This window comes from Bacillus sp. T33-2, from assembly GCF_002860205.1.
GTDB lineage: Bacteria > Bacillota > Bacilli > Bacillales > Cytobacillaceae > T33-2.
In genome coordinates this window covers 23,727-49,553 of sequence record NZ_PGVB01000002.1, presented here as the reverse complement: position 1 = coordinate 49,553, position 25,827 = coordinate 23,727, and the positions used below count along the sequence as shown (strand labels likewise).

The following is a 25,827-nucleotide window of genomic DNA, read 5'->3' as shown; positions in this document are numbered from 1 at the left end:
CAATTATCAGGGTAATTAGTAGGATTTTGTAAAGGTTTGCATGTTTTCGACAAAAAAATACAAAGACAAGAATGGAAATGTAATGTAAAATGATTATCAAAAGTTCACGAAAAAGTGAACACGGGAGTATGGTTATGCCACAAAAGTAGCAATAACCACATGTTTACTCCCATATGTTCCATTCATACAAATCATCAATATGACACTTTAAGGCATTAGCGATAAGTTTTGCATTAGGAAGAGTCATCATTCGAGTGTTTTTTATGTATTCGTTAATCTGTGACTTAGATATACCAGTTTTTGTCGCTAAATCTGCCTGTGTCATATATGATCGCTGCAGGAGTTCTAGGAGTAAACACTTTCCGAGAATATCACGACTGGACATCGGAAAGCCTCCCTGATTCAATTGTACTAGTTTAATAATACCATTTGTTGCTAAATAATGGTTAGGAAAATATAAAAATTAATTTGTACTTATTTACTATTATAAATGTTGCCTTTCGGAATAATGAAGATTTATAATAGATTTAAGAACAAACGTTCCCATTTTAGGAGGTGTTGCCCGAAAACAGGACAGGCTCTCAATACGTAAAGAAAAACCACAAAAATTAAAAAGGGGCTGGAGAATTGAGAAACCTTATGCACGGCATCGCTCAAATATATTTACTTGCAAAGACCAATTTGGAAATGAGGGCTTTTCAAGAAAAAGTAACTGAGCAAAACATCAATGGAGCCAAGTTATTTTTAAAACTTCCTGATGGAACAGAACTTGAGATTCATGGAGATGTTCTTGAATTAACTTGGACTGAATGTGAACTCAATGAAAAAGCCACTAAGCGTAAGCCTAGTGACGTTGATATCGACAGTAAATAGGGTACTGTCCAGATAAATGATAACATTTTTCAATCGAAATTGAAACTACAATGTGTCACTACTTATGTAAATTATTTTTTACGATACACCATTGAATTAGCAATAGGGGGCGATTTAATGGTGTATTTGTAAGATGAAATGAGGGTTTTATCTAAACTTATAATTCCCTCATACTGACGAGTTAAACCTTTTATGTTAATTTTTTTAGAAATGTGAGGGGATCATCATGTGTAAACTTAGTAACTATGAATTATTGAAGAAGTCTACTTCACATGAATTTGATGAGAATAAAGCGACATATGAACTGATACGCAGACAATATGGCGACGCAGCTGCCGAGGACTTTAAGCAGAAATACTGGGATAAGTGGACTACAAATAAAAATAATTAAAAACCGGATATTTTCCGGTTGACTTTTAAAATAAAATAATTTAATATAAGAATTAATAAAAAATATTAGGAGGCGATAACTTGTTGGCGAAGGAGTATATAGAGAAAGCCTTAGCAAGTTGCCAACGGGCTTTGAATGACCTTGAAAATGGATGATATTAGAAGGACGCTTGGTGATTTGGATTTTGTAGAAGAGAGAGTAATGGCAGCTAAAATCATTCTGAGGGAAGAACTTAAAATAAGAGAGGGGAAGACGTGATGGCACAATTAAAGTTCATGTCGGATGTATGGGTCAATTGGTTTGAGGGGCAAGAAAACGGCTACAATGTATTTGACTACCATGAGTGGCGTAAAGATGAAGATGTAATAGCGTTACTTGATCAAGTTCCACTGTTGAAAGTTGATTCAAACCTATATGACTATGTTGAGAATGATTTACGGGAAATTCCAAGGGGACTTCTAGAAGCAATACATAAGAAAGCCTATCTGAGAAAAAATGGAACCAGAATGCAGTTGGAGTATGCATTTGTGTTAACGGACGGAAATGGTATTCTCGCAGTCGATACAATAAGTACTGGTATTCCCATCAGGAAAAGCCGTCTCATTCCCAGGCAGGAACAATTAGTGTATGAATTAACAGATAACCAACAAATAGATTTTAAGTTGCCTAAAGAGTTAAAGAAAGAAAAAGAGTTTAATATGTTATCTCCACATCCACATATCATGGCTGGATTGACCAGGAGAGAAAGGACATTAAAGCAAATGCTCTTTATGGGATTGGATGATGCATATAATGATAATAACATCGGTAAAATTAAATATTTATATACTGAGTTTAATAATGATTTCAATGATGTTAAAGACATGGACTTGGAGAGTGTATATAAACTGTTGGTTAAAGAAGTCTCACAAGGATGGGGTGAGAAACACGAATCTGTCTGCAAGGTACTTACATATGGGAATCCATTTCTGGCGAAGATTTATGAAAGTGAAACAGTTAAAACTACAAAAATAAATAAGGGAGGTAAGTAGTATGGTTGCATTAGATAAATTGACAGGTGGGGTAAAATTCGGACGGTTCACAAAAAATGAGGAACTGGCTAAAGCTATAACCAAATATATTAAACAAGACTTAAATGATGTGGTTTTCTTCTGCGTAGGAACAGACAGGTCAACAGGTGACAGTTATGCTCCATTTGTCGGGATGAAGTTGAAAGAGTTAGGATACACAAATGTAATTGGTTGTATTCATGATCCAGCTCATGCGGTTAATTTAGATGAGAAAATTGCTGAGATACCGGAAGGAAAAACTGTAATTGCAATTGATGCTTGCCTTGGTCTTCACCAAAGTGTCGGTACAATTTCTTTAAACAAAGGTAGCCTTTCTCCAGGTGCAGGAGTAGGAAAAGATTTAACTAAAGTTGGAGATTTTAATATACAAGGAGTGGTCAACGTTTCTGGCTTCATGGAGTTCTTTGTTTTGCAGAATACCAGATTAAGCCTTGTTATGAATATGGTGAATGAAACCGTAACAGCAATTCAAGCGGCATTCCCACTAGTCGATAAGAAGAGTGAATTTGAAACATACATGATGAGCGTATGATACTTTAAAAGATGCATTAGATTGGAACGCAGTAGACATATGTAGTTCACTAAAGGAGGATTGGAATAAATGGAAACCTATACAGTTGAAGTTGAGTTTTGGAATGGAACAACCGTTGAAATTGAAGTAGAAGCAAAGAATGAAGATGAAGCGTTGGACTTAGCGATGCCTAAAAGCACAAGAATACGGTAATGAGATATTCGAAATACAACACTATGAAAGTGAAGGTTTATTAGGAGGGAGAAGGAACCAAGTGGATATTGAAAAGAAGCTGAAAGAAATCGATGACTACTTTGACAGTGTTACTGAAGAAGAGTTTGAAGAGGCTTTAAATAAAGCTGGGTATAAAACTATTAAACCTGCATCTTGTAAGGGATACTCATTAGTTGAACCAATAACGGATACTGAATAAAAAGATTGTTTTATAGGAGGAACGAATATGAAATTTAACATTACAGTCGAATACAATCATGACGAATATGAAGATTTTGATGAAATTATAAAGGATAAAATTGCAGAACAATTGAGTTATAGAATCATGAATGAACTAGGTGGAAAGTACAGTAGCACAATTCAGACTATCGCTAAAGATATAAAACGAAGTATTGTAAATCAAGTAGTTGAAGATTTGAGTAGTTTAATTGTTACTGAGGATATTAAAGAAAAGGTTCAAAATAAAGTTAATACAAAGCTCAACAGCGAATATATAAAAGGGTTAAGTGACAGATTGCTTAAAGATGTTGAACCTAAAATAAATCAAATGGTTAAGATTGAAACAAATAAAGCCAATGAGAAGCTAAGGAAAGACATCAGTAGCGTTTTCAAGTTGTCTTAAAACATACATTTTAAAGTAAATTAAATTAATAAAAAGGAGAATAGGGATGCTTGCAGAAACACTTGATAAATTAATACAAGAAGAAATAGACAAAGGGATTGAAGAGTATAAAAAAGACTATTTAAAAACATCAAACGAGTTAAAAAGATATAAGTCTGGATATGAAGAGAAGGTAAAAGAAGTCAAGTCTTTAATGGCACTTAAAGATCAAATGAACGAATTCAAAACGTTTCAGGACTTAATTAATCAAAACAATATAGAATATATTGTTTCTCACTTAAATTTAGAGCAACAAGAAATTGATTTCAATGGAATGGATGCAGATAGGATTCCAGTATGGTTTAAGTTATTGTGTACGTATTATCGTGATAAAGAACGACTGTTTACTCTTATGGATATGCTTAATATTGAATATCCTATTTGGGCAAAATCATTCAAAATGCCATTTGATTATGGAAAAGAAGAGTTGGATCTGGTATTTAACCATATGGGAAAAATGTATGTTTGCAATGGGCAGATTTTTAGTGGAAATATGGGATTCTATTATACATATCAAAACAGATACAAAGGAGAATTAAAATTATTATTCAATAGAGAATCGTATGTAGAAATACCATGGAATCTACTTTTACAGAATCCATTGTTGACAACGGATGAGTACTTCTCCAAGATAATTAAAGTTTTACAAGATAAGAGTTCACACTCAGAATACTTTTTCATGATACAAAATTATCAAGAGTTAACAGATGATCAGATTAATATGATGGTAGAACAACTGCCGACTACGCATTTTTATGATTATCATACAAATTTCTTAAGCAAAAATAAGGGTATTTTTAAAATACGAAAAGACCTAGCAGTCAAATTTAAGGATAGAATCAGAAATAATCATTATTCTGAATTTCACTATCTAAATTATCCAGTTGATATGCAAAAGGAATTTGTATTAAATGAATCAGATAGGCATAGCAGGTATGGCTTTGAACTTGTTCAAAGTATGGATATTAGCAATAAAGAGAAAGTGCAATTGTTAAGTGAGATTGCTTTGAAATTGTTAGGTAGTATAGATGATGAATAGAATAACCTGTGGTAAATGCGCCAGGAAGCAAGGTAGGACATTTGAAGAGCGAAAACAGATGGTCAATCAACTCCAAGAGGGGTTGAACGTTTGTGACTGTGGGAGAAAGTTAAAATTAACTCAAGGAAGGTTGAAGGAGGAAAAATAAATGATTACCCATGCCGAAGAGAAGGCTTATGCAATGTGGGAGAGGCTGAAAAGGGAAGGTGGAGTAGAAACGACTGAAGAAATTTTCGATATTGATATTCCACCAGAGCACCAGTGTCCCAAAATAGATAAAGTAATTAAAACAATCAATGAAGTCAATAAGCAAGCAAATGTAGGAAGACATGACGAATTTGAAGACCTGAAAGATAAATTAAAAAGCATTGAATATGACATTTCTGGATTAGACGATGACGTTGAAGAACTTAGAGAAGCTATTGAAAGTGTTCGAAAATGGGGTCAGCAATGGAAAGAACTAGCTAAGAAGGTTATTGCATAGTACGAGATTAGTATTGAAGAAATCTGAATGAAAAGTTGATTTCATTCGAAAATAAATTGATAAAAAGGAGTTACTAATGGTGGATAAAACTTTTGTTGCCAATAATGACAGTTCTACAATTACAGTCCGAAATGGTAAACAAGAAACTTTAGATAAAATATTTAAATTGTTGAGAATGAGAGGTTTTAATATTCAAGCAGATCAACGTATCTTAGAGGAATACCCGATCTTAGCAAATACACATTGGGAAGGTTCTAAAGGTAATCTACTATTCAAAGCAAACATTTATCCAGCAGGATTCCAATTAGAGTTCTATCAAGAAGTAGTAACTGAAAATAGACATGGTGGCTATTATGATTTCGACAAATTTAAGAAAATGCCATACTTGATTAAATGTGAATTTATTATTACACGTAAATATATTAGTCACTTATTAGAGTTAGAAGGCTACATAAACAAAACTGAACCAGAGTTTATGTATGCAGCAGATAAAGTAATGAACAGGATAAAAAGCTGTTGGCACTATAAAGAAGGAAAAGAATTGCCTGATTATGAGATACCATCATATAACGCAAGAGATAAAGATGATAAACAAATTTACAATGGTCAAGTGAAGTATTTTCGTGATCACAAGGGTAGATTGAAACGTGGCACAGTTTATCACAATATTAATAACATGTGGTGGGTACTTTTAAACAAATATGAATATACGAATGTGGCATCATTTCAATTGTTTGATTTAGTTAAAGGTGAAGAAGTTATTCCTAAACTTTATAATCGCAATATCCCACAAAGAATAAAAGTAGAAAAAGCTAGAACTCGTTTTAATGAACAATTTAATTATTTGATGTTACGAGAAACACATATTAACCATTTAAGACTGCTAATTTCAGAGGAATTAGTAGATCATGATAAAGAAATTAATATGTCAGTTAAAGTTCCACTTAAAAAAGATACTGTAGTATTAAAAACTAAAGGTTTGAAATATGCAGCAATAAAAGTTAACGGTTCATATTTTGATGGTAGAGAAGGTATTACCTTTAATGAAAATGGCTTTATTGGTTTTGCTGGCTGGGCATCTGATTATAACGTAAAACCATTTGTAAACGCATTTGTAAAATGGATGGATTGGCTTGAGAAAGTAAGCGAAAAAGTTGCTTAAATAATATATGATAAAATGCGAATTTTAAAAGGAGGTTTATCATGAGTCTATCTGACGGTCAAGCGTGGGAGAACGAATACGGATCATGGAGTGAAAAAGCTAAACAAAAGAGGAAGGAAAAACTTGAATCTACAGTTAAAGAAAAAATTGCTGGCGTACTAGGTTTAACAGATGAATGGGAAGATGGTACATATTTATACAACTTAACAAGAGTTAAGGAAGCGTTTAATGTTGGAACAATGACCCTGGACGATTTTGTTGAAATTGATGAGGAGTTAGTTGAAGAGATATTTGAAGCAATTAAACCATTTTTAAAATTATGATCAAATTCCGATTTGATTTGAAATGAGGTGGAGCGAATGACAGTTTCTGAATTAATCGAATACTTAAGAACACTCAAACAAGACTATGTTGTAGAGATTTGCGATTCAACTTATCCATCAGTGCCTATTGAGGAAAGCAATATTAATGAAACTTCTGAAGGAACGTATCAGCTTTATTAAAGTAAAAGTCAGATTAGATTAGGAAATGAGGTGAAAATATGAGCATGAGTTTTTCTAAAAGGGTGAGGGAGAAGATTGAAAGTGTAACTTTCTGTTATGCAAAAGAGGGTGGAGAAGGTTTTGTATATAAAGAAAAATGTGCTTGTGGTACGGATAAGTGTTGTCAAGCAATCCAGGATAAAGAAAGATTTCACCAGCGATTCAATGAATTAAGTATGGTCTATGGGGATTTTAGTAAACGAGATGAAATTATTAAAATAATTAAACCTGAATTTGAAAATTCAAAGTGGTGGAAAGATAATGTGATTGAATAAAGTAAAATAGAAAGGAATGATCCTATGCAAAAACCAACACCATACACCCTGCATATAACCACAAAACTAAAACGGGTGCGACTGCTAAGAATCATATCGTCATTTATCTGTTCACCTGTCCGGCTGCCATTACTATTATTCTACTTCTTGGGAAGATTAGCCGACCAAATTGATAACGCTGTTTTTGATAATTATTACTTTAAGTTTGAGGGTTTTGTTATACATAGGTTTAAATGGAACGATGTAGCCAAGGAGCAATATAAAACTAATCCAAAGAAGTTTAAGTAAATTATCTCATCACTCGCCTAAATTGCACTAGACAAACACACAACCACCACAACCACATACAATGTACTATCAAAACCGAGGAGGAAGATAGTACATGATAAACTTCAATTCAATACTAAATAAACTAACAAAGAGCGAGTGCAAAAAATATAAGTGTCCGTATTGCTGGGGAGAAGCAGTCAAAAGGGGCGACAATTACATCTGTGAAGAATGTGAAGTTAAGGTAGGTGATTGGTATGAACTTGTCTAAACAAAAGGTAAAGTATATTTGTGAAATAAACAAGGATCTGGGCATTGAGGATTATTACAAACGGGTTTACTTATCCGAGTTCGATATGTGGGGAGCAAAAAGAAAAATCACCAAGCAGACATTCAACAAACGTGAAAAGGAAGGCTGCTCTGTTGAGTATTATAAGGCGATAATTAATTTAAACATCATTCAGGAAATGGTCATTGATATAGATACAATGCTTGAGTTAGCATTTCAGACTAATGATAAGAAATGGTTTCTTGAACTCACCAGGAAAAGAAATTTAATGCTTGGATTATTGAAGTAATGAAAATCAAACAACCACCACCAACATATAATGTAATAATTACACATTTTGGAGTGGTGGATATGAATATCAAACAGAAATTACAGGTGTGGAAAAATGAAAATCCAATTAGGAAATACCGGAAGGATTCAGGATTAAGCCAGCCGGATATCGCTGCTATTATTGGTGTGAGTACTTACACAGTGCAGAGATGGGAAGATGGAGCTGTGAATCCTTCTGGTGATAATGTAACTAAATTGAATGAGTTGATTGATGGCTTCAGTGACCAGTGGAGTAAGTGGAAGAAAGGGAAACCTGGACTATGAAACGGAGAGTAGGATGGAAAACGAGGTGACAAAATGGACATTAAAGAATGGAGAAAACAAAATGGAATACCTGGGTTAATGAAGTTATATGAATGGGAAAATGGTGGCAAGGATCGCCACATACAGTGGCAGGATGACTTCATTGAATTTCTAGTTGATAAATTGAATTTGTCCAGGGAAGAGTTGGAGCAGGAATTTGAGCAATTACGTTAAAGCGATTAATTTACAGGGGAGTGATCAATATTGCCAAGACAGAACTAACAATTGAACTTGAAAGGAAGATATGGGAAGCAACGAATAAGCAAGGTACATTCGGATGCTTTGAAGTTACAATCGGTTGGTTTGGAGAGGAGCGAGTCGATTATATAACTTATGATACTAAAGGAATATGGCGTTGCTGTGAAATAAAAGTTTCTAAGGCTGATTTTTATAGTAAGGCAAAGAAGACATTTGTAGGACACTTTAATTACTTTGTAATGCCGAAAGAATTATATGAAGAAGTCAAAGAAGACATACCTGCTCATGTTGGTGTTTATATAGGAAACTATTCAATTAAAAAGGCAAAGAAGCAATATCTTACAGTTGATGAGCAGGTACTTAAGGATTCATTGATTAGATCCCTCTCCAGGGAATTTTCTAAGCAATATAAAAGCGGAAACCCTAATGTAATTGATAATATGAATAGGCAAATAAATAGACATCAAGCGGAAGCAAAGAGATATAAAGGATATTATTATGAATTAACAAATAAGCTATTCAGAAAATATGGTCGGAATTGGCAGGATATCATTGAATAAAAACGATATTTTATAGGGAGGGTAGATTAAGTGGAATTTATAAAACCAAATGTAAAGTACAATTATGATATTAAAAAAGATGATCCATTTAAAGATTTAATTGGGATAAAAGTTTATGATAAGCCAAATAGCTTCCATCCAATAGAATATCAGTCTAGTGAGGAATTGAGAAATAGGTATAAGGAATTTAAAAGTTATTACTATACGCATTTCCATGACATAGTAGGGCAATTGGTTTCTGCGCAAGGCAATTATATTAGAGACATTAAGTTACATGAGTGTGTAGCCTTCAAGAGAGACAGCGATACATACGTAAACGAAGGCACATACAATAGACCAGTTAAAGAAAATTTACGGTATGAAATTTATAAAGGCATGAAATTTAAAATGAAAGATAATCATCTTCACCAATGGTTTACCAAAGAGGAAAGAGAACAATTTAATGCACCAGTTCCACAGCAGCTTGATGATATAGGACATATTGTTATGGTAGAAGATTTAAAAACAAATATAGCTGTAAACTATGGAACTAACTTAATACAGCAGGAAATGAAAGAAGTGTATTGCTCGGTAAATGGGAGATACATTAAATATAAAGGGAAGAATTATTACATTAAAGAAAAATAAATTAATATAAAACAATAATTGATTTGAGGGAGGAGGATAATAATGCAATTAATTAAATTAGAATCTCAAGAGCAGTTTGACAAGATTACAAAGAAAGATATTCTAATAGTAAAGTGGAGAAAGGGTTCGTATAATTCTAAAGAAGGTGAAGTCCAGTCATACAAAGGCTGCTTTATCAATAGGTTAAATGAAATGATCCTTAATGTTAAAAAGAACACTTATTTTGATATTCATATGTATCTAAGAGATGGATCATTTGCAGAAGAGGTGTATTTAATTACACCATAAAAGCAATATTTTATGGAAAATAATGCTTGTGGTTTAATACAAAATAATTTAATATAAAAGTATAAAATAAAAAGGAGGAAAAAAGAACATGGATAGTGGATGGATCATTAACTATAAGGATGGAACAAGTGTAATACTTTCTGAAAGAAAATACAAAGAACTGGACATTAATTCTAAAGGTCATCTAATTGTCTCGGAAGAACATTGGTTTGACATTACTGAGGCAATCAGGAGGAACGATTGGCTAGAAGTACTGATGTAACACGGTAAAAGTTGAGTTTTATAGAAATAAAATGAAGGAGGCTTGGTGAGTGAAAAAACAAAACGTAGTTATTTTGAGTTTAAATGATATAAGTCGTATTGTCGCAGAACATTTGGCGGAAAAGGAAAATACTCGTTTCTATAGTGGAATTAGAGTTTGTCACGATGCTAACGGTGTTATTTTCTTTAAATTTCAAGATAATTAAGGAGAAGATAAAGTGGATAAAGAATTAAAATGGTCAAATGGGACTGAATGGGGAGAAATTGAACACCCTGAATTAGGCATGGTGATGACTTATTGGAAAAGTGGTACACCTTGTTATGACACATATACAGCACCAAGAGTTAATGTAGATGGCGATATTTACTGTGAACGATTCTGTCAAGATGAAGGTGTTTGGAAAGATACTATCTGGATTGGAGAACATAATGGTGAGCAAGAAATATCGTTTTAAAAGGTGAATTTTAAAAGGAAGGAGGACGAGTAAATGAAAACAATTTCTGTCGGAGAATTAAAATTTAAAACATATCAAGAAATGGAAATAATAGATGCTTATAGTGAAAAATATGTAACTAAACCGGATTGTAAGGTCGAAGTAAGAATAAATCACACTCAACGTGTTGGCGTAAAAGAAATTGCATACGGAACAACACTTCAGGTTGAACCTCCAAAAGAAATTTTGGATGAACTATTTAATATTTATAAAAGAATCCAAGAATGGGCTATTAATGAATTCAAGTGAGTGAGAATCATTTTTTGTTGGACTGGAGGTGATTATAATAGTCCTGGAGATTAATAATTTAATAAACAGTGAACATAAAATGCTTCGAGACTTCGGATGGTTGCTGTATGGTAGACAGAATCAAGATGGTGGATTAACCAAAGAGGAATTGAATGAATTGCTTCAGATTGTGACTGTCGAGAATATGGAAAATGAATACCAGACAGCTTACAATGAAGGATTTAATGATGGAGTAAGCGAGTAGGAATTACATGAATAATCAATTTTATAAGGAGTGAGATTATGGATAATGTAAAATGTTGCAATTGTGATTTTGATGGATTAGTAGAACTAGGAGAAGAAACTTGTCCAAAATGTAAATTTACTGGTACTCTAGCTTGGAAAGAAGGAGAAGAACAGGAGGTTACTGTTTGAATATACTTAATCGAATAATTAATGATGATTGTATAAAAGGACTACAAGCAGTCTATGAAGAATACGGCGAGTGTATCGATTTATGTATCACTGATCCTCCTTATGGAATTGATTATCAAAGTAATTGGGGGAGAGAAGGAAGTAAACTAAAAAAGATAGTGAATGACGGAGATTTAACATGGTTTCAGGATTTCTCAGATGTTTGTTTTAATGTATTGAAAAATAATTCTGCATTTTACTGCTTCACTAGATTTGATGTATATCCACAAATGTATAACTGTTTAATCAAAAGTGGATTTAAGGTTAAAAATTTACTTATTGTACAAAAAGGACAGAAAGGAGGAAATGGAGATTTACAGGCTCAATATTCTAATGATTGTGAAATGCTGATTTACGCTAACAAGGGAAGGCGTAAATTTAATAAAACAAAATTAGCAAAAACTGATGGAAGAAAAGGTGCTGCGGAATTTCGAACGAGATTACCCAATGTATGGTTTGATACTGAATATAATACATATCCGAAATCAACAGTAAATGTTTCGAATCAAAAAGACGCAATAATCCATCCAACTGAAAAGAACGTTGAGATGATCAAATGGTTCTTAGAAATAAGCAGTAATCAGAATGATGTAATATTAGATCCTTTCATGGGTTCAGGAACTACTGCTATAGCGTGTATAAATACTCAAAGAAACTACATAGGGTTCGAACTAGAACAAGAATACCATAAGTTATCTGAAGACCGCATACATAATCTTGTTTTAAAATAAATTAATTACATAATAAAATGATGATTTTAAAGGGAGGATAGGTAAGTGAAATTATATTTAAAAAGAGTGTTACGGAGAATGATGAATATTGTTGAAACAGGTATTAATTACTTTAAAAAGCAAGTTGATTTACACATTAATTATGTCCATGAGCGTATTGATGGCGAACTTATTAAAAATAAAGACAGCTTTAATATTTATATCTGTAGATTTGGTAAATGCCATAGTTTATTCAGTCCGATAACCTGGTCAGAAGTAAAGAAGGTATTGTCAACATTGGAGAGTAGCAAAGGTAAGGTTTTACTTACCATGAGAGTTGGTCTGGGCGAAAGTAGTATCATGATCCCTAAGTGGGCTAAACAGCCTTTGATTGAAAAGTTAAAAAAGGAATTACTGTAAAACTATACTTTTAAAGGAGAGATAATAATGAGTAAATTTGAATCAACACTAATATTACCAGTAGAGGACTTGCAGGAAAGAAGAAGAATTTTGGAAAAGGAATTAAGAGAAGTTGTTGTTGCAACTGTATTTACTGGATTGAAAAATGATCTGCAAGAACTATTTATTACTTATAACGTTAAAGAAGTACCATCTGGTGTTTCATGGGAATTTCACGGAGAGTACGATGACGAGGGTGGAACAGACTATTATCCAAACTATATTCGTGTATTCGATGAGAATGGTGATTCAATAGAACTTGAAGAATATAAAACTAAGAAGAAATCAAAGTATAGTGACAATGTATATGAATACTCTTTAGATGAAGAAATTCATGAGGCTGTTTGTAATTATCGAGAAGATTTATATGAGCATGACATTGAAGAGATAATATTTTAAGGAGAGATAATAATGTCACATCCTGAAATTCATGCCAAAAACTCAGTGAGAAAATTCGGTGGTTCTGTGGGAGATTATCTTCCCATTCACCAGTGGTTTGATGATAGTAAATCGCATATGGCTGATATGAGACACAGGGCGTTAAAGCATCATGCAGCAGGAATATATGAATGCGAACAAGTTTTTGGAAAGTCGTTTATTAATACAGAAGGTAAAACGGTATATACAAGATATGTAGGAGAGCAACACGTATTGGAGGACTTAGGATTTATCCCCACATTAGAGGATTGGTTTGAGAATATGGAGATGCAAGACTGGATGATGAATAGGGACAAGCGAGTTCTAAAGATGGGTAAAAAGTTACCAAAGAGTTTTGAAAGATTATTGTAAACTATACTTTAAAGGAATGAAAGGAGGCAGCATGTGAATAAATTATTTCTGATATCTGGACATAGTGGTAGCGGAAAAACAACATTGATGAAATCGCTCATGGATAATGAAGTTATCTCATTTACAACCAGGGAAAGAAGAAATGGTGAACAAGAAGGTGTGGACTACAAATTCATCTCAATAGATCAATTCAATCAAATGAAATATCAAAACAAATTAATTGAATGGGTTGAATACAGTGGTAACTTCTATGGCATTGATGCAGAGGAGTTTGAAAGTAAAATAAGTACAGGTGAAGCATTCTGTATAGTTGATTATCATGGCATGACACAGTTTAAAGCTTTTTACCCTAACTGTTGCACTATATTTCTATACACTCCATATAAACAGGCTTATAAACAGATGCTTAATAGAGGCGATGCCGAGGATAAGATTGCTTCAAGGTTGCACACATATAATGAAGAATTGAAAAACAGAAAGCATTACGATTATGTAATAAGAAATAATTCAGGTCAGTTTGAAAATACAAGAAACATAATTATGTCAATTATTGAATCAGAGGTGAACATTTGAAAAAGGTAATAGCAATTGACATGGATCAAGTCCTTGCTGATTTATTGCATGACTGGGTTGCAGAAATCAATGAATACGAAGGTGAGAACTTAAGAACAGAAGATATAGAGTGCTGGGATATCTTTAAGTATGTTAAGTGTGGCAATAAGGTTTATCAATATTTAACTTATGATTTATTCAGACACCTTCCAGTAATTCCAGACAGCCAACGTGTTGTTAAGGCACTAATGGAAAAGTATGATGTATATGTTGTGACAACTGCAACCAATCATCCAGAATCACTCAAGGCAAAAGTTGAATGGCTTAAAGAGCATTTTGATTTTATGCCGATGAGTAATGTGGTGCTATGTGGAGATAAAAGCATAATCAAAGCTGACATTATGATCGATGATGGAATACATAATTTGGAGCAATTTGGTGGGCAGCAATTGCTATTTGACGCTCCTCATAATCGCCAGGAAACAAGATTCACAAGGGTAAGAGACTGGGGTCAGATTGAAGACTTGTTGCTAAGTTGAAAGAAATTAAAATAAATTAATTAAATGTATTGACCAATATAAAATAATTTAATATAATCAAAGTATCCCATTTAGAAAGAGGTGAGAAAGTGAAGCTGCTAAAAGTTACAGATGATGTTTTTCAGTATTACAAAGAAAATGTCCGAGGCAACAAAGACATCACCTTAGATCAAGCACGAAGGAAATTAACCCGTAACGTCATGTTGGCAAAGAAAGTTGTACCGAAAGATGATATTCAAAGAATCATAGGTACGAAGATTTACCACTATGGCAATCTACACATAACTGTAAGATGGAACAAGGTCATACATATTGTAAATCATCGGAGTGGAAAGCATTATGGTGGATGGAAACTGGATAGGCGTAAGTATGAACAACTGACAAAAGAATTAGGTATTCAGGATGATAAGTTTGCATTTTATGCTTAATCAAATAAAGGAGGTATAGCTATGGAGATTTTCGTTGTAACTGCAAAGCACAAAGAGAGCAATGACACAGAAGTTGGTTATGTGGGAACCACAGCAGAATATGCTTTTAATTCCTATGATTACTACAAGCAACATAAGGAATATAACGCTCAACTTGAATTATGGAAAGACGGAGAATTTTTACGTCAGATTTAATCAAATGAACTTTTTATCGCAATACATAATGAAATAATTAAAAGTTAAATAAGGAGGAAATCATACATATGGCAAAGACAAAACACGGATTACCGGAAACTAAAGGTCAATTCAAACTAAGAGGATTTGTAACTGGAATGGGGAGAGACAATACATACACCTCTAAAGAGACAAAGACAAAGAAAGAAAGACGAGTTCTCAATTTCGGAGTCCAAACAGCTCCAGAATCAACAGTATATGTGACAGTGCAGGGGATGGAACAAAAAGAGGTATTCTTTAGCAAGCGTTCTGAGGTAAAAGGGCAACCTGGAGAATTAAAGCGTGTTCCCTTTGCAGATCGTAAAAAAAATCAAGGAGAAGGATTTAATCTAATTGGTTTAAGTGTTGGCATTGATAAAGATGCGGAAGGTAAAAACATTGTGAAACATTTGCATGACTTCGATGCTGCAGAAGAATTGTACAACAAATTGAATGACGAAGACCAAGTATTCATTCAGGGTGGAATTGAATACTCCTCCTTTAAAAATGAAAAGGACGAAGTTAGAAGGAATAAAAAATTCGTTGTAAATCGAATCTATAACGCTAAAGATATTGACTTTGAATCCGAAAAATTTGAAGAAACAAGCGACTTTAAACAAAAAATCATCTTCATGGGCATTAAAAAGGTGGAAGATAAAGATGATCCACGATTTGAAGTGGAGGCTAAAATTGTAACTTACAACTCAGTTGAAGATGCAGATTTTATTATTCGCAATACCTCCTTGGCAAACACCTTCAGGAGCCAATTGAAGCCTTACAACGCTATCGAGGTATGGGGTAAGATCTTCAATAAATTAGACGCCGATGAAGTCCCTGCTACCGATAAAAAAGCATCTTGGGGCGAGGAAGATAAATTTAAACGTGTAAATAATACATATATTCGTGAATTGGTTATTACTGGTGCTGACCCAGAAACACTTGATGTGGAAACTTATACAGAAGAAATTATCGATGAAGCAATGAAGGCACTTAAAGAGTTTGGAGAGTCTAATCAGAGTGCTGGAAATAACGCTTGGGGCGATTCGTCTGCTATCGATATCAGCGATGAAGATCTCCCCTGGTAGAAAACGGAAAATATAAAATAAAATAATTATATTTAGAATTGGAGGAATTAATCTTGGCAGTAGCTAAACGTGGTAGCGCAGTAAAAAAAGGATTAAAGTTTTTTCTATATGGTGAACAGGGAACTTGGAAGTCATCTTTTGCATTAGATTTTTTAAAAATGAAAAATGAAGATGGTAGACCACTGAGGGTTATTTACATAGACTGTGAGACAGGATCTGTGGATAACTATCTTGAAGACTTAGAGAATGAAGGAATTGATTTAAATAACCTCCTGTTGGTTTATACAACTTCCTATTCCGAAGTTGAGGAATGGGTAATGAAGGCAATGAATGAAGAAGAGTTATTGATTCAGGGTGAAGGTGAAGAACTTGAACCTGTTCTTGATGCAGATGGAAATCCATTTGTTGCAGATGCAATTGTTGTAGATGGAATTACAGTCATTAGCGACAATGTGAAATTTGCAGCAATTAACGTGTCGGAAAAACGTGCAAAATTGAAAGCAAAATCTCAAGAGAAGAATGCAACCGAACAGTTTGTAGCTGAGGCCACTGCAGGGCTTGAATTTAAGGATCATGACAAAATTAAAATGAAAGGTAAAAACCTTCTACGAAGCATGATTACCGGAACTGACAAATATATTGCTGTCACATCAAGGGAAAAGGTTAAGAAGGAAATGCGTAACGTAGATGGGAAAATGCAATTAGTTCCGGTTGGAAAAGTGCCTGATACTTGGGACGGAGCTGAATATGAATTCTACACTGTGTTGCGTAACTTTGAAGATGAAGACGGTTCTATTAAATCTCAAATTATGAGAAAAGATAGAACAAAAGTATTTGCTCAGAATGAGATTATTGACGAGCCAACACCACTCTACTGGCAGTCAGTTATTGAGGGCAATAAAGGGAAAAAGACAAACGTTATTAAAGAGTCAGTAGAGCAAAGCGTTTATCGTGATGAAGATGTTATCGCAAAAGGCATCAACAAAGAAGAGGTGTCTGACAATCAAAAAGAAACCACATCTCTCGATACGGTAGATGGCTTGAAGGATAAAATTCAGAAGGTTATGGATTCACTTGATGCGGCAAAGAAAAAGTCGTTGCTTCCAAAGGTAAAAAAAGCAAAATTGCCAATTGACTTTAATGGAATAGAGGATGTTGAAACACTTAAAGAATTCTTGAAAGTAATTGGTGGCTAAATAATTAAATACATAAATTAAATAGGGGAGATGAAATATTCTCTCCTATTTCTTTAAGGGGTGCGAATTGTGTTATACAAGTGTAACTATTGTGATCCAGTAGCAAAAAAGGGGGAAAAAACTATAAAATCAGTTGACACAGAAAGAGATACATTCATAAAAGATGACAAGGGCAAGTATTATCATCTGGAATGTTTCAAACTCCACTTATCCAAAAGAAAGAAAATTATAGATGAGGATGAAATAAAATTAATCATCAAGGAATTAACTGCAAAAACACAATTGGTAGCCAAAGAAAATACAGAAAAGGATCATTTTTTAAAGTGGATAATGAATTTTTATGATGGCTCTCTACCATCTTATTTTCTGAAAAAGTTACAGAGCGTTCGTGATGGAACACATGAGAGTATAAATGAACCAATTGCCTATGGAACATTGTTAGACATTTATCAATACATGGAAAGATACTTGCTAAAAATAGCAGCCAAAAAGAAAATTGAAAATGTTTCACAGAGAATGAATTATGACTTAGCTGTTGTACTCGGCAATTATGGTGATTACAAAAAATTTAAACATAAACAACAGGGATTCTCAGCCGAGAAGAATGAGGTTGACAAACAAATTAAGATAGATAATAAATTATCAAACATTGATAAAGCAAACAAGAATCAAGACCACAACAAAGAATTCGACATTACTGACGTAATTCAAGATTTACTTTTGTGAGGAAGTGTGAATATTGACAGAAAATTTAATGGCAGACTATACAAGTGAAGCATTATTTATAGGCAGCCTTTTTAAAAATCCAATTCTATTTGTAGATTATGCAGAATTAATGAAATCAAAATATGACTTTGAAGATGAAGCCATGAAATTCATGTATGATTCCTTTGAAATGTATTATACGACATTTTCCCAAGAAATCAGCGAAACAAAAGTACAAATGTTTATGTCAAAAGAACCGGAAAGATTAAAGAAATTCAAATCATACGGTGGTTGGAAGACGCTTGAAAAGCAAATGGATTTAGCCGACCCAGGTGATATTCAAAATTATTTTGATAGCATAAAAAAGTATTCGCTAGTTAGAGAATTTGGGAGAAAAGGCTTCCCCATTCAAAAAGTAGTACAGCATAAAGCTTTTCCAAAAATGAAAGCAGAAGATATTGTCCGAAGTATGAGATTTAATGTTGACAATATAAATACTGTAATAGGTGGGGGCAAATCGTCTGTACTTTTAGGGAAAGACTTAAAAGCCAAAATCGAGGAGTGGAAGACATCCCCTGACATTGGTGAAGAGATCCCATTCCCTATATGGCACTCATTATTTCGTGGTTGGAGAAAAGGGAAATTAATTGTTGATGGAATGATGAGTGGTAACGGCAAATCCAGAAGAGCATCAAAAATTGCTGCATATATAGGTATTAAAAAGTCTATCCCCACTCTTGTTCTTGTTAATGAGCAGGAAAAAGAAGAATGGGATGCAATGATGGCCAGTGTTATTGCCAATAATAAAGAGTTTGGATTCTGGAAGTCTCCAGGAGATGAAATTGATGAAACAGACATACTCCTCGGACAGTGTACCGATGAACAATATGCGAGATTAGATGAAATTGCTGAATGGGTTAAAAAAAAGACTAAGATTTATTTCTTGGATTTAGATAAGTATTCAGATGCAGACATTGAACGAGAGGTTAAAAAGCACGTATTAGGACTTGGGGTTAAGTATATGTTTTACGACACATTAAAGGGTTACAAGACAGACAACTGGGAATCTGTAAAACAGACTACAACTAAACTCAAGGATTTATGTAAAGAGTTGAAAATTGGAGGATACGCAACTATCCAATTAACTGATGATACAGTAATGACTGAAGAGTTAACATCGATGAATATTGCAAATGCAAAGCAACTTAAACATGTTGTTGACCATTTAGTACTTGAAAAAAAGATTGACCCTTCAAAGTTTAACAAATACAAAATTAAGGCTGTAAATGGGAATGGCAATTGGGGGGAAATAGAACTGGCACACGGAAAAACCTATTACATGCAGAAGATTGATAAAAACAGGGGAGGTTCTACAGGTCTTGAACTGATTACCGAAGTAGACCTGGGCAAGAACCTGTGGATAGAGCGAGGATACTTAATCAGAAGTTAGGTGTTTAAATGGACGCACAGGAATTAAAAGAACGAATCATTATGGAAGAAAAAATTGATCACGTATTAGAGCAACTTGGAATGCACAGTATCAAGGAACACGATGAATACTTCTCTTGTGGGATGCCGGATGGAAGTCGAAAAAATTCGACAATCATATACAAGGATAGCTTGTATGTGGATGCTCATACCAGGAATATCAAAGATAAGTACGGTATTTCAGACATAATATCCTTAGTTACTTTTATAAAAGGTACATATTTTTCGGAGAGTATTAAATGGATATGCGATATTTGCAGTTTTGATTACTACCAACAAGACAATATTCATTCTGGTGCTTTACAGTGGATTAATTCTATGTGGAAGATACACAAGGAGGGCAGTTCAGATGATGATGAAAAGGTTGAGCCAATAGATGAAAATATACTCAAATACTTTGGAAGATACGGCAATCCTTTGTTCTTTAAAGATGGAATTAATTATGAGACTCAATGGGAGTTTGGCTTGGGTTTTGATTTAAAATATCATATGATAACTATTCCGATTAGGGATGAGATTGGAACTCTATGTGGTATTAAGGGAAGACTTTATAAAGAAAAGATAGATGAAGGCGAAAGTAAATACTTCTACATACAACCTTGTGCAAAAAGTAGTATCCTATACGGATTAGATAAGACTAAAAATTTTATAAAACAGAAGAACGAAGTCATTGTGGTTGAGAGTGAGAAGGCGGTTTTGCAACTATGGTCATTGGGGATTAAAAATGCAGTTGCTATATCCGGTCATAAATTATCAAAGTCACAGGTGAAGAAATTAACACATTTGAATGTTCCTATTGTTATAGCTTATGACGAAGGTTGCGAAATTGGGAAGGATGGCAATATCGACAAAAGCTTTTATAGGGATGAGTTTAGTAAATTTTTAGAACAACAAACTGTTTATTGCATTTATGACAAGACCAAAAAAATTCTTAACAAGAAAGAGAGTCCAAGTGACGATCCTGAGAAGTGGCAGATACTTTATGATGATTACAAAATAAAAGTGAGGGGTGAATAAATGCTAAAATATGAATTAATGGGTGATAATGATTATATTTTTGATCCCATTGGAACGATTTTCACAAATAGAGGGATTGAAGACACCGAACTATTTTTGAATATAGATAAAAAAGCTTCCCATGATTATAAACTTTTAAAAAATATAGATCTTGCAGTTGAAAGTCTCCTAAAGCATATAGATAATAAATCAAATATATTAATTGTTGTTGACCCTGACGTAGATGGCTTCAGTAGCGCAACAATTGTATATCAATATATTAAACTAATAGAAGAGTCAACAAGCGTTACATGGATACTGCATGATGACAAAAGTCATGGCATTGAAAAGATTACAATACCAGAAGGGATAGATTTAATCATTCTTCCCGATAGTGGAAGTGGTGACTTTGACAGGCATAAAGAGCTTCGAACAAAAGGTATTGATATTATTGTTTTAGATCACCACGAAGTTAAAAAGGAAAGCAAGAACGCTATTATAGTTAATCCTCAGATTTGCAACTATCCAAACTTCAATCTAAGTGGAGCTGGTGTTGTGATAAAGTTTTGTGAAGCGTTAGATGAAAGTTTAAACGTAGATTATTCTAATTACTTTTATGACCTAGTTGCACTTGGCAATATTGCAGATTCAATGTCCATGAAAGAAATGGAAACACGATACTATGTTCAAGAAGGTTTAAAGGAAATCAACAATGACTTCTTCAATGCATTAATAAAAAAACAGGAATACTCCTTGGGAGGAAAATTGAATATTACCGCAGTAAGTTTCTACATTGCCCCCCTAATAAATTCTGTTATTAGAATATCAAATCTGAATGAAAAAAAAGAGATGTTTAAAGCATTTCTGGGGGTTAAAGAACTGGTTAAATACAAGCCTAGAGGGGGAGAAGAAACTTCAGTTCCTTTGGTTGATGATGTAGCAAGAAGGTGTGCAAATTCAAGAGCGAAACAAAATCGAATTAGGGACAAAATAGTAGGTGAGATTGAAAATTACATAGAGGAAAATGAATTATACAACAATAAAGTAATATTTGTTAGTGGGATTGCTATTGCCGAAAAAGGCTTAACAGGCTTAGTAGCGAATGTGATTGCTGCAAAGTATAAAAGACCTGCTATCATACTAAGTAATATTGATGATAAAGGTTTTGGCAAAGGAAGTGGTCGAGGATATGACAAAGGTGGAATAGAAAATTTTAAAGATAAGATAATTCAAACAAGATTATTTGAATATGCAGAAGGTCACCAGGGAGCATTTGGTGTTAAAATCCATCAGAAGTATTTCGATAAGGTAAATGCCAAGCTAAATGAGATGTTATTCGATTATGATATTGATGACAAGTACAATGTTGACTTTGATATTAAAGCTTCTTCCTTGAGTCCAGACTTAATTTATACAATTAATGAATTGGAGGATTATTGGGGGAAGGACATTGATGAGCCGTATCTTGTAGTAAAAGATATCCCTATTGCGGATGCGGAAGTTACCCTAATGGGCAAGAAAGAAGATACTATTGCCATTGTGTTTAATGGCATTAAGTACATGAAGTTTAAAACAAATCAGGAAACTTATGAAGAGGTACTTAATGCTAAAAAAGTTTCAGTCGTTGGTAAGGCAAAGGTGAATATATATAAAGATGTTCTAACACCTCAAATAGCAATTGATAAAATGGTCTTATTAAAATAAAATTAATTAATCTAACAACGAAAGGAGATAATGATGAGATTTTCAAGTCTCCATAATCACACACCAGATAGCATACTTGATGCAACAATAAGCGCAGAAACACTAATCCAACAAGCTAAAGACTTTAATTACTCTGCAGTTGCGGTTACAGAGCATGGAAATATGTTCTCATATTTGAACGCTTATAAAATTGCAAAAGAAAAGGGCATAAAGTTTATTCCTGGAGTAGAAGCATATGAAACAACAGATATGGACTATAAAGAAAAGGACAGTGACAGATTCCACCTGATTCTATTAGCAAAATCAAATAAGGGATTGCAAAATTTATTCAAGATTGTATCAGAAGGTAATATTAGAGGGTTTTACGGGAAACCGAGGGTTGATTTAAAAACAATTGCAAAGTATTCAGAGGATGTAATAGCTATGAGTGCTTGTTTGGGTGGCAGGATATCAAGACTACTGTATAGAGGATGGTGTCATTGCTGTGGAGGTGATGCTTGTGAAAATTATGAACCTAATTGGGAAGAAGCTAAAAATTGGATACAAAAGTACAAGGACGCTTTCGGAGACAACTATTACATAGAATTGCAAAGTCACAATACCAAGGATCAAGAGGTTGCGAATAAGCTCCTATATCAACTTGCAAAAGAGACTAATACAAAATATACGATTACTTTTGATACTCATATAATTGATGGGTCTGATTTGCAAAAAGATGTACACCGAAAATTTATACAAATAGGCCAAGATCGAGAAGTTGGAGAAACTTATGAAGGATGTTGGCAAACAGATATTGAAACGATTCATAAAACAATGGATCATCATATCGGATATGATGCTGTTGAAGTTGGCATCGATACTACAGATGAAATTGCAGCGCAATGTAATGTTGAAATTGAATTACACGGAGAATTAATGCCACATATTACTATTCCATCAGAATTTAAAAATGAACAGGAATATCTTAAGCACCTCACAAATGAGGGATGGAAAAGAAGGGGATTAAATCGCCTAGAGAAAAATAAGAAAAGGGAATATATCGAGCGATTAAAAAAAGAATTTGAGGTACTTGATTATTTAGGCTACTGTAGTTATTTTATCATGTTAAGTCAGCTTATTAGTAAGATTAGAGAAAGACAAATACCTCTTGGTTATAGTCGAGGATCTGGTGCAAACTCTTTAACTCTTTACGTTTTAGGGGTTACAGAGGTAGACAGTATAAGATGGAATCTTGACTTTGGACGTTTCGCCAATAAGGGTAGAAAAGGGTCGGCAGCGGACTACGACATCGATATTAGCAAGGCCAGGAGACAAGAAGTATTAGAGATTGCCATAGAGTTATTTGGTGAAAAAATGATTTCCCAGGTAGCTACATTTAACTCACTTTCTCCAAAGGTGTGTATTAAAGATTTGGGCAAAGTGTTTGATGCAGAAGGTGTATATGAACTTCCATATGCCATCCGGGATAAAATAGCTAAATTGATTCCTGATGATCCAAATAAGAAAATGACGATTGAAAGAGCATTGGAAGCATCAACCGAACTACAAAAGTACCAAGAAGAATATCCTTTGCTATTTGAATACACCAAGTACCTGCAAAATCTCCCTAAATCTGTAGGGTGTCATGCTGCTGCAGTTATTATTGCACCAACCCCAGTTTCAGATTACGCTCCATTGATGCTAAATAAAAATGGAAATATAATGATGCAAATGGACATGTACAATGCTATGGACGACTTAGGGTTAGTCAAAATGGATTTCTTGGGACTTAACACATTGGATGTGGTAGACAATACACTAACTTATTCAGGATTGACATGGGATGATATCGACTTAAACCGATTAAATCTGGATGACCAAAATGTATTTCAAGAAATTTATCAAAAAGGAAACACACTTGGAGTATTTCAAATGGAGGCATACGTTGCCCAAGATATGTTTAAGGGGATGAAAGCAGATAACATTAATGATGTATTTGCCGTAAATGCAATGAACCGTCCGGCAGTGTTAGCTGTCGGCAAAGATAAGGAGTATATAAGGAATAAAATTAGCCACCAGAAGATAGTGTATCTTCATCCTGACTTGGAGCCAGTCTTGGACAGTTCGCATGGCGTTATGTTATATCAAGAGCAAGCTCTGAAAGTGTTTGGTATTGCAGGATTTGCAGAAGACGAACAGGATAATGCTCGTAGGGCGATTGGGAAAAAGAAAGAAAATTTAATGAAAAGTTTTTTTGAACAATTTTCAAATGGGCTTGAGTTAAGAGGCTGGCACAAAGAACAGATTGATGAAATGTGGAGACTCATTGAGGCTCAAGCGGGATATAGTTTCAATCTTGGTCACTCTACAGCCTATGGCTTATTATCTTACGTCACAGCGTATTTAAAATATTATTACCCAAAAGAGTTTATGACTGCACTATTGACATCAGAAATAGGCGATTATGAACAAACAACAAAGTACATAAACGAGTGCAATCGAATGGGGATCAAAGTTCTTCCTCCCGATATAAATTTATCCGACAAATACTATACAGTTGCTGATAGTGGTATCCTCTTTGGGTTTGAGTCAATCAAAGGAGTGGGTGGAAGCGCAGCTGAAGTAATAATCAATGAAAGAAATTCCTCTCCATTTAATTCACTTGAAGACTTTGTTGACAGGTGCAAGGTTGACTCATCTACTGTAATTGCCCTTGTTAAGAGTGGAGCTTTTGGATCTGAAAAAGAAAGAATGCTATTAAAATATGCAGAACTAGATGCGCCAATTAACAACTTTAAGCCAGTGTCCACCATTCCAACAAAAATGAAGTTGATAGAGTTAGGGCTAATTACAACCGATGAACAATTTAAAGATAAAGAATATTGCCTATCGATATATAATGAGTACAAAAAGAATGAGTATAGGGAAAAGTTTAATAAACGAACAAAGAAGCATTTTGATGAATTTCAAGAAAAGTACATGTCAATTCCAGAAATGTATGAGTATGAAACTTTGTCAATTTTCATTAATGGGAATCCCTTTGATGGCGTGAAGCACCACTTCACAAGATTTGACCATTATGAAGATAATTCAAAATGTGTTGTATGTGGAACGATTACTTCTGTTAAACGCAAGAAGCAAAAAAATGGAAAGCAATATGCATACCTGGAAATTTTAACTCCTGAAGAGGGAATAGTTGAAGGAGTAGTATTCAATACTCAACTAATGAGATATCAAGAAATAATTGTCAAAGGGAATAATGTTGTAATACTTGCAGAAAAGAATGGTGGACAATTCAAAACTGACAAAATAAAAACTCTGGATCAATGGAAAATAGAAAGGAAAATAAAATAAATTAAATTTTCACAACTTTTATTTTCTCTATATTAATCTTGGATACTACCCAACTTAAAACATATTTTC

At 33.9% G+C, this 25,827-nt stretch carries 41 protein-coding genes; 40 read left to right on the top strand and 1 reads right to left on the bottom strand.

Features of this window, described 5'->3' with window-relative positions; all coding sequences use genetic code 11:
• Nucleotides 1-163: 163 nt before the first annotated feature.
• Entirely contained in the window at nt 164-385 is a 222-nt protein-coding gene (locus CVD19_RS00360) for a helix-turn-helix domain-containing protein (protein ID WP_101579886.1), read from the bottom strand.
• A gap of 242 nt (nt 386-627) precedes the next feature.
• Between CVD19_RS00360 and CVD19_RS00355 the strand changes: the two genes are divergently transcribed.
• From CVD19_RS00355 to dnaE, 40 genes are all read left to right on the top strand, one after another.
• The gene (locus CVD19_RS00355) at nt 628-873 is read left to right on the top strand and encodes a hypothetical protein (protein ID WP_101579885.1); all 246 of its coding nucleotides are present in this window, start codon (nt 628-630) and stop codon (nt 871-873) included.
• 226 nt (nt 874-1,099) lie between these two features.
• A complete protein-coding gene (locus CVD19_RS24380) occupies nt 1,100-1,264 on the top strand; it encodes a hypothetical protein (protein WP_180953447.1) in 165 nt (54 codons plus the stop codon).
• A 257-nt stretch (nt 1,265-1,521) separates the two neighbouring features.
• Nucleotides 1,522-2,295, top strand: coding sequence for a DUF3603 family protein (locus tag CVD19_RS00350; protein ID WP_101579884.1), 774 nt, complete (start codon nt 1,522-1,524; stop codon nt 2,293-2,295).
• Nucleotide 2,296: 1 nt separating this feature from the next.
• Entirely contained in the window at nt 2,297-2,866 is a 570-nt protein-coding gene (yyaC, locus tag CVD19_RS00345) for a spore protease YyaC (protein WP_101579883.1), read from the top strand.
• 69 nt (nt 2,867-2,935) lie between these two features.
• A complete protein-coding gene (locus CVD19_RS25245) occupies nt 2,936-3,058 on the top strand; it encodes a hypothetical protein (RefSeq protein WP_257984980.1) in 123 nt (40 codons plus the stop codon).
• A 61-nt stretch (nt 3,059-3,119) separates the two neighbouring features.
• Complete coding sequence (locus CVD19_RS24375; protein ID WP_180953446.1) at nt 3,120-3,278, top strand: hypothetical protein; 159 nt, start codon at nt 3,120-3,122, stop codon at nt 3,276-3,278.
• 27 nt (nt 3,279-3,305) lie between these two features.
• Complete coding sequence (locus tag CVD19_RS00340) at nt 3,306-3,701, top strand: hypothetical protein (protein ID WP_101579882.1); 396 nt, start codon at nt 3,306-3,308, stop codon at nt 3,699-3,701.
• 46 nt (nt 3,702-3,747) lie between these two features.
• Complete coding sequence (locus CVD19_RS00335; RefSeq protein WP_101579881.1) at nt 3,748-4,779, top strand: hypothetical protein; 1,032 nt, start codon at nt 3,748-3,750, stop codon at nt 4,777-4,779.
• A 148-nt stretch (nt 4,780-4,927) separates the two neighbouring features.
• Entirely contained in the window at nt 4,928-5,263 is a 336-nt protein-coding gene (locus CVD19_RS00330) for a hypothetical protein (RefSeq protein WP_101579880.1), read from the top strand.
• A 76-nt stretch (nt 5,264-5,339) separates the two neighbouring features.
• Nucleotides 5,340-6,425 carry a hypothetical protein gene (locus CVD19_RS00325; RefSeq protein WP_101579879.1) on the top strand — a complete coding sequence of 362 codons (1,086 nt, stop codon included), beginning with the start codon at nt 5,340-5,342 and terminating at the stop codon, nt 6,423-6,425.
• 41 nt (nt 6,426-6,466) lie between these two features.
• Complete coding sequence (locus CVD19_RS00320; RefSeq protein WP_101579878.1) at nt 6,467-6,748, top strand: hypothetical protein; 282 nt, start codon at nt 6,467-6,469, stop codon at nt 6,746-6,748.
• A 36-nt stretch (nt 6,749-6,784) separates the two neighbouring features.
• Nucleotides 6,785-6,928, top strand: coding sequence for a hypothetical protein (locus CVD19_RS24370; RefSeq protein WP_180953445.1), 144 nt, complete (start codon nt 6,785-6,787; stop codon nt 6,926-6,928).
• Nucleotides 6,929-6,972: 44 nt separating this feature from the next.
• Nucleotides 6,973-7,242 (top strand): hypothetical protein, encoded by a 270-nt coding sequence (locus CVD19_RS00315; protein WP_142383488.1) that lies wholly within the window; start codon nt 6,973-6,975, stop codon nt 7,240-7,242.
• Nucleotides 7,243-7,766: 524 nt separating this feature from the next.
• Complete coding sequence (locus tag CVD19_RS00305; RefSeq protein WP_101579875.1) at nt 7,767-8,087, top strand: hypothetical protein; 321 nt, start codon at nt 7,767-7,769, stop codon at nt 8,085-8,087.
• Between the two features lie 62 nt (nt 8,088-8,149).
• Nucleotides 8,150-8,392, top strand: coding sequence for a helix-turn-helix domain-containing protein (locus tag CVD19_RS00300; protein ID WP_180953444.1), 243 nt, complete (start codon nt 8,150-8,152; stop codon nt 8,390-8,392).
• Between the two features lie 33 nt (nt 8,393-8,425).
• A complete protein-coding gene (locus tag CVD19_RS00295; RefSeq protein ID WP_101579873.1) occupies nt 8,426-8,605 on the top strand; it encodes a hypothetical protein in 180 nt (59 codons plus the stop codon).
• Between the two features lie 20 nt (nt 8,606-8,625).
• Entirely contained in the window at nt 8,626-9,189 is a 564-nt protein-coding gene (locus tag CVD19_RS00290) for a hypothetical protein (protein WP_101579872.1), read from the top strand.
• 30 nt (nt 9,190-9,219) lie between these two features.
• Nucleotides 9,220-9,816 (top strand): hypothetical protein, encoded by a 597-nt coding sequence (locus CVD19_RS00285; protein ID WP_101579871.1) that lies wholly within the window; start codon nt 9,220-9,222, stop codon nt 9,814-9,816.
• Nucleotides 9,817-9,858: 42 nt separating this feature from the next.
• Nucleotides 9,859-10,104 carry a hypothetical protein gene (locus tag CVD19_RS00280; protein WP_101579870.1) on the top strand — a complete coding sequence of 82 codons (246 nt, stop codon included), beginning with the start codon at nt 9,859-9,861 and terminating at the stop codon, nt 10,102-10,104.
• Between the two features lie 88 nt (nt 10,105-10,192).
• A complete protein-coding gene (locus CVD19_RS24365) occupies nt 10,193-10,366 on the top strand; it encodes a hypothetical protein (protein WP_180953443.1) in 174 nt (57 codons plus the stop codon).
• 49 nt (nt 10,367-10,415) lie between these two features.
• Entirely contained in the window at nt 10,416-10,571 is a 156-nt protein-coding gene (locus CVD19_RS24360; protein ID WP_180953442.1) for a hypothetical protein, read from the top strand.
• A 12-nt stretch (nt 10,572-10,583) separates the two neighbouring features.
• A complete protein-coding gene (locus CVD19_RS00275) occupies nt 10,584-10,820 on the top strand; it encodes a hypothetical protein (protein ID WP_101579869.1) in 237 nt (78 codons plus the stop codon).
• Between the two features lie 33 nt (nt 10,821-10,853).
• On the top strand, nt 10,854-11,108 hold the full coding sequence (locus CVD19_RS00270; protein WP_101579868.1) for a hypothetical protein: 255 nt from the start codon (nt 10,854-10,856) through the stop codon (nt 11,106-11,108).
• 28 nt (nt 11,109-11,136) lie between these two features.
• Nucleotides 11,137-11,352, top strand: coding sequence for a hypothetical protein (locus CVD19_RS24355; protein WP_219620072.1), 216 nt, complete (start codon nt 11,137-11,139; stop codon nt 11,350-11,352).
• A 38-nt stretch (nt 11,353-11,390) separates the two neighbouring features.
• The gene (locus CVD19_RS25240; protein ID WP_257984979.1) at nt 11,391-11,522 is read left to right on the top strand and encodes a hypothetical protein; all 132 of its coding nucleotides are present in this window, start codon (nt 11,391-11,393) and stop codon (nt 11,520-11,522) included.
• On the top strand, nt 11,519-12,292 hold the full coding sequence (locus tag CVD19_RS00265) for a DNA-methyltransferase (RefSeq protein ID WP_180953440.1): 774 nt from the start codon (nt 11,519-11,521) through the stop codon (nt 12,290-12,292). Before CVD19_RS25240 ends, CVD19_RS00265 begins: the two co-directional genes overlap by 4 nt.
• Nucleotides 12,293-12,337: 45 nt before the next feature.
• On the top strand, nt 12,338-12,691 hold the full coding sequence (locus tag CVD19_RS00260) for a hypothetical protein (RefSeq protein ID WP_101579866.1): 354 nt from the start codon (nt 12,338-12,340) through the stop codon (nt 12,689-12,691).
• A 27-nt stretch (nt 12,692-12,718) separates the two neighbouring features.
• Nucleotides 12,719-13,129 (top strand): hypothetical protein, encoded by a 411-nt coding sequence (locus tag CVD19_RS00255; protein ID WP_101579865.1) that lies wholly within the window; start codon nt 12,719-12,721, stop codon nt 13,127-13,129.
• Between the two features lie 12 nt (nt 13,130-13,141).
• Nucleotides 13,142-13,519, top strand: a complete 378-nt coding sequence (locus CVD19_RS00250; RefSeq protein WP_101579864.1) for a DUF6915 family protein — start codon at nt 13,142-13,144, stop codon at nt 13,517-13,519.
• A gap of 33 nt (nt 13,520-13,552) precedes the next feature.
• Nucleotides 13,553-14,092, top strand: coding sequence for a guanylate kinase (locus CVD19_RS00245; RefSeq protein WP_101579863.1), 540 nt, complete (start codon nt 13,553-13,555; stop codon nt 14,090-14,092).
• Nucleotides 14,089-14,610: a 5' nucleotidase, NT5C type gene (locus CVD19_RS00240; RefSeq protein WP_101579862.1), complete on the top strand. Its 522-nt coding sequence runs from the start codon at nt 14,089-14,091 to the stop codon at nt 14,608-14,610. The genes CVD19_RS00245 and CVD19_RS00240 overlap by 4 nt, the downstream gene beginning before the upstream one ends.
• 89 nt (nt 14,611-14,699) lie before the next feature.
• Nucleotides 14,700-15,038, top strand: a complete 339-nt coding sequence (locus CVD19_RS00235) for a hypothetical protein (protein ID WP_101579861.1) — start codon at nt 14,700-14,702, stop codon at nt 15,036-15,038.
• 21 nt (nt 15,039-15,059) lie between these two features.
• Complete coding sequence (locus CVD19_RS24350) at nt 15,060-15,233, top strand: hypothetical protein (protein WP_180953439.1); 174 nt, start codon at nt 15,060-15,062, stop codon at nt 15,231-15,233.
• A 68-nt stretch (nt 15,234-15,301) separates the two neighbouring features.
• A complete protein-coding gene (locus tag CVD19_RS00230; protein ID WP_101579860.1) occupies nt 15,302-16,336 on the top strand; it encodes a hypothetical protein in 1,035 nt (344 codons plus the stop codon).
• Between the two features lie 53 nt (nt 16,337-16,389).
• The gene (locus tag CVD19_RS00225; protein WP_101579859.1) at nt 16,390-17,532 is read left to right on the top strand and encodes a hypothetical protein; all 1,143 of its coding nucleotides are present in this window, start codon (nt 16,390-16,392) and stop codon (nt 17,530-17,532) included.
• Nucleotides 17,533-17,601: 69 nt separating this feature from the next.
• The gene (locus CVD19_RS00220; RefSeq protein ID WP_101579858.1) at nt 17,602-18,258 is read left to right on the top strand and encodes a hypothetical protein; all 657 of its coding nucleotides are present in this window, start codon (nt 17,602-17,604) and stop codon (nt 18,256-18,258) included.
• Between the two features lie 13 nt (nt 18,259-18,271).
• Nucleotides 18,272-19,687 (top strand): DnaB-like helicase C-terminal domain-containing protein, encoded by a 1,416-nt coding sequence (locus CVD19_RS00215; RefSeq protein WP_101579857.1) that lies wholly within the window; start codon nt 18,272-18,274, stop codon nt 19,685-19,687.
• 8 nt (nt 19,688-19,695) lie between these two features.
• Nucleotides 19,696-20,742, top strand: a complete 1,047-nt coding sequence (locus CVD19_RS00210; protein WP_101579856.1) for a toprim domain-containing protein — start codon at nt 19,696-19,698, stop codon at nt 20,740-20,742.
• Entirely contained in the window at nt 20,743-22,425 is a 1,683-nt protein-coding gene (locus CVD19_RS00205) for a DHH family phosphoesterase (RefSeq protein ID WP_101579855.1), read from the top strand. It abuts the gene before it with no gap.
• 33 nt (nt 22,426-22,458) lie between these two features.
• Complete coding sequence (gene dnaE / locus CVD19_RS00200) at nt 22,459-25,758, top strand: DNA polymerase III subunit alpha (protein ID WP_180953438.1); 3,300 nt, start codon at nt 22,459-22,461, stop codon at nt 25,756-25,758.
• The last annotated feature ends 69 nt before the right edge of the window (nt 25,759-25,827 follow it).

What these genes read in the sequence shown, in the direction of transcription:
- CVD19_RS00360 (WP_101579886.1), bottom strand. Translation starts at nt 385, where the DNA reads ATGTCCAGTCGTGATATTCTCGGAAAGTGTTTACTCCTAGAACTCCTG.
- CVD19_RS24380 (WP_180953447.1), top strand. Translation starts at nt 1,100, where the DNA reads ATGTGTAAACTTAGTAACTATGAATTATTGAAGAAGTCTACTTCACAT.
- CVD19_RS00350 (WP_101579884.1), top strand. Translation starts at nt 1,522, where the DNA reads ATGGCACAATTAAAGTTCATGTCGGATGTATGGGTCAATTGGTTTGAG.
- yyaC (WP_101579883.1), top strand. Translation starts at nt 2,297, where the DNA reads ATGGTTGCATTAGATAAATTGACAGGTGGGGTAAAATTCGGACGGTTC.
- CVD19_RS25245 (WP_257984980.1), top strand. Translation starts at nt 2,936, where the DNA reads ATGGAAACCTATACAGTTGAAGTTGAGTTTTGGAATGGAACAACCGTT.
- CVD19_RS00340 (WP_101579882.1), top strand. Translation starts at nt 3,306, where the DNA reads ATGAAATTTAACATTACAGTCGAATACAATCATGACGAATATGAAGAT.
- CVD19_RS00335 (WP_101579881.1), top strand. Translation starts at nt 3,748, where the DNA reads ATGCTTGCAGAAACACTTGATAAATTAATACAAGAAGAAATAGACAAA.
- CVD19_RS00330 (WP_101579880.1), top strand. Translation starts at nt 4,928, where the DNA reads ATGATTACCCATGCCGAAGAGAAGGCTTATGCAATGTGGGAGAGGCTG.
- CVD19_RS00325 (WP_101579879.1), top strand. Translation starts at nt 5,340, where the DNA reads ATGGTGGATAAAACTTTTGTTGCCAATAATGACAGTTCTACAATTACA.
- CVD19_RS00320 (WP_101579878.1), top strand. Translation starts at nt 6,467, where the DNA reads ATGAGTCTATCTGACGGTCAAGCGTGGGAGAACGAATACGGATCATGG.
- CVD19_RS24370 (WP_180953445.1), top strand. Translation starts at nt 6,785, where the DNA reads ATGACAGTTTCTGAATTAATCGAATACTTAAGAACACTCAAACAAGAC.
- CVD19_RS00315 (WP_142383488.1), top strand. Translation starts at nt 6,973, where the DNA reads ATGAGTTTTTCTAAAAGGGTGAGGGAGAAGATTGAAAGTGTAACTTTC.
- CVD19_RS00305 (WP_101579875.1), top strand. Translation starts at nt 7,767, where the DNA reads ATGAACTTGTCTAAACAAAAGGTAAAGTATATTTGTGAAATAAACAAG.
- CVD19_RS00300 (WP_180953444.1), top strand. Translation starts at nt 8,150, where the DNA reads ATGAATATCAAACAGAAATTACAGGTGTGGAAAAATGAAAATCCAATT.
- CVD19_RS00295 (WP_101579873.1), top strand. Translation starts at nt 8,426, where the DNA reads ATGGACATTAAAGAATGGAGAAAACAAAATGGAATACCTGGGTTAATG.
- CVD19_RS00280 (WP_101579870.1), top strand. Translation starts at nt 9,859, where the DNA reads ATGCAATTAATTAAATTAGAATCTCAAGAGCAGTTTGACAAGATTACA.
- CVD19_RS24365 (WP_180953443.1), top strand. Translation starts at nt 10,193, where the DNA reads ATGGATAGTGGATGGATCATTAACTATAAGGATGGAACAAGTGTAATA.
- CVD19_RS00270 (WP_101579868.1), top strand. Translation starts at nt 10,854, where the DNA reads ATGAAAACAATTTCTGTCGGAGAATTAAAATTTAAAACATATCAAGAA.
- CVD19_RS25240 (WP_257984979.1), top strand. Translation starts at nt 11,391, where the DNA reads ATGGATAATGTAAAATGTTGCAATTGTGATTTTGATGGATTAGTAGAA.
- CVD19_RS00255 (WP_101579865.1), top strand. Translation starts at nt 12,719, where the DNA reads ATGAGTAAATTTGAATCAACACTAATATTACCAGTAGAGGACTTGCAG.
- CVD19_RS00250 (WP_101579864.1), top strand. Translation starts at nt 13,142, where the DNA reads ATGTCACATCCTGAAATTCATGCCAAAAACTCAGTGAGAAAATTCGGT.
- CVD19_RS24350 (WP_180953439.1), top strand. Translation starts at nt 15,060, where the DNA reads ATGGAGATTTTCGTTGTAACTGCAAAGCACAAAGAGAGCAATGACACA.
- CVD19_RS00230 (WP_101579860.1), top strand. Translation starts at nt 15,302, where the DNA reads ATGGCAAAGACAAAACACGGATTACCGGAAACTAAAGGTCAATTCAAA.
- CVD19_RS00210 (WP_101579856.1), top strand. Translation starts at nt 19,696, where the DNA reads ATGGACGCACAGGAATTAAAAGAACGAATCATTATGGAAGAAAAAATT.
- CVD19_RS00205 (WP_101579855.1), top strand. Translation starts at nt 20,743, where the DNA reads ATGCTAAAATATGAATTAATGGGTGATAATGATTATATTTTTGATCCC.
- dnaE (WP_180953438.1), top strand. Translation starts at nt 22,459, where the DNA reads ATGAGATTTTCAAGTCTCCATAATCACACACCAGATAGCATACTTGAT.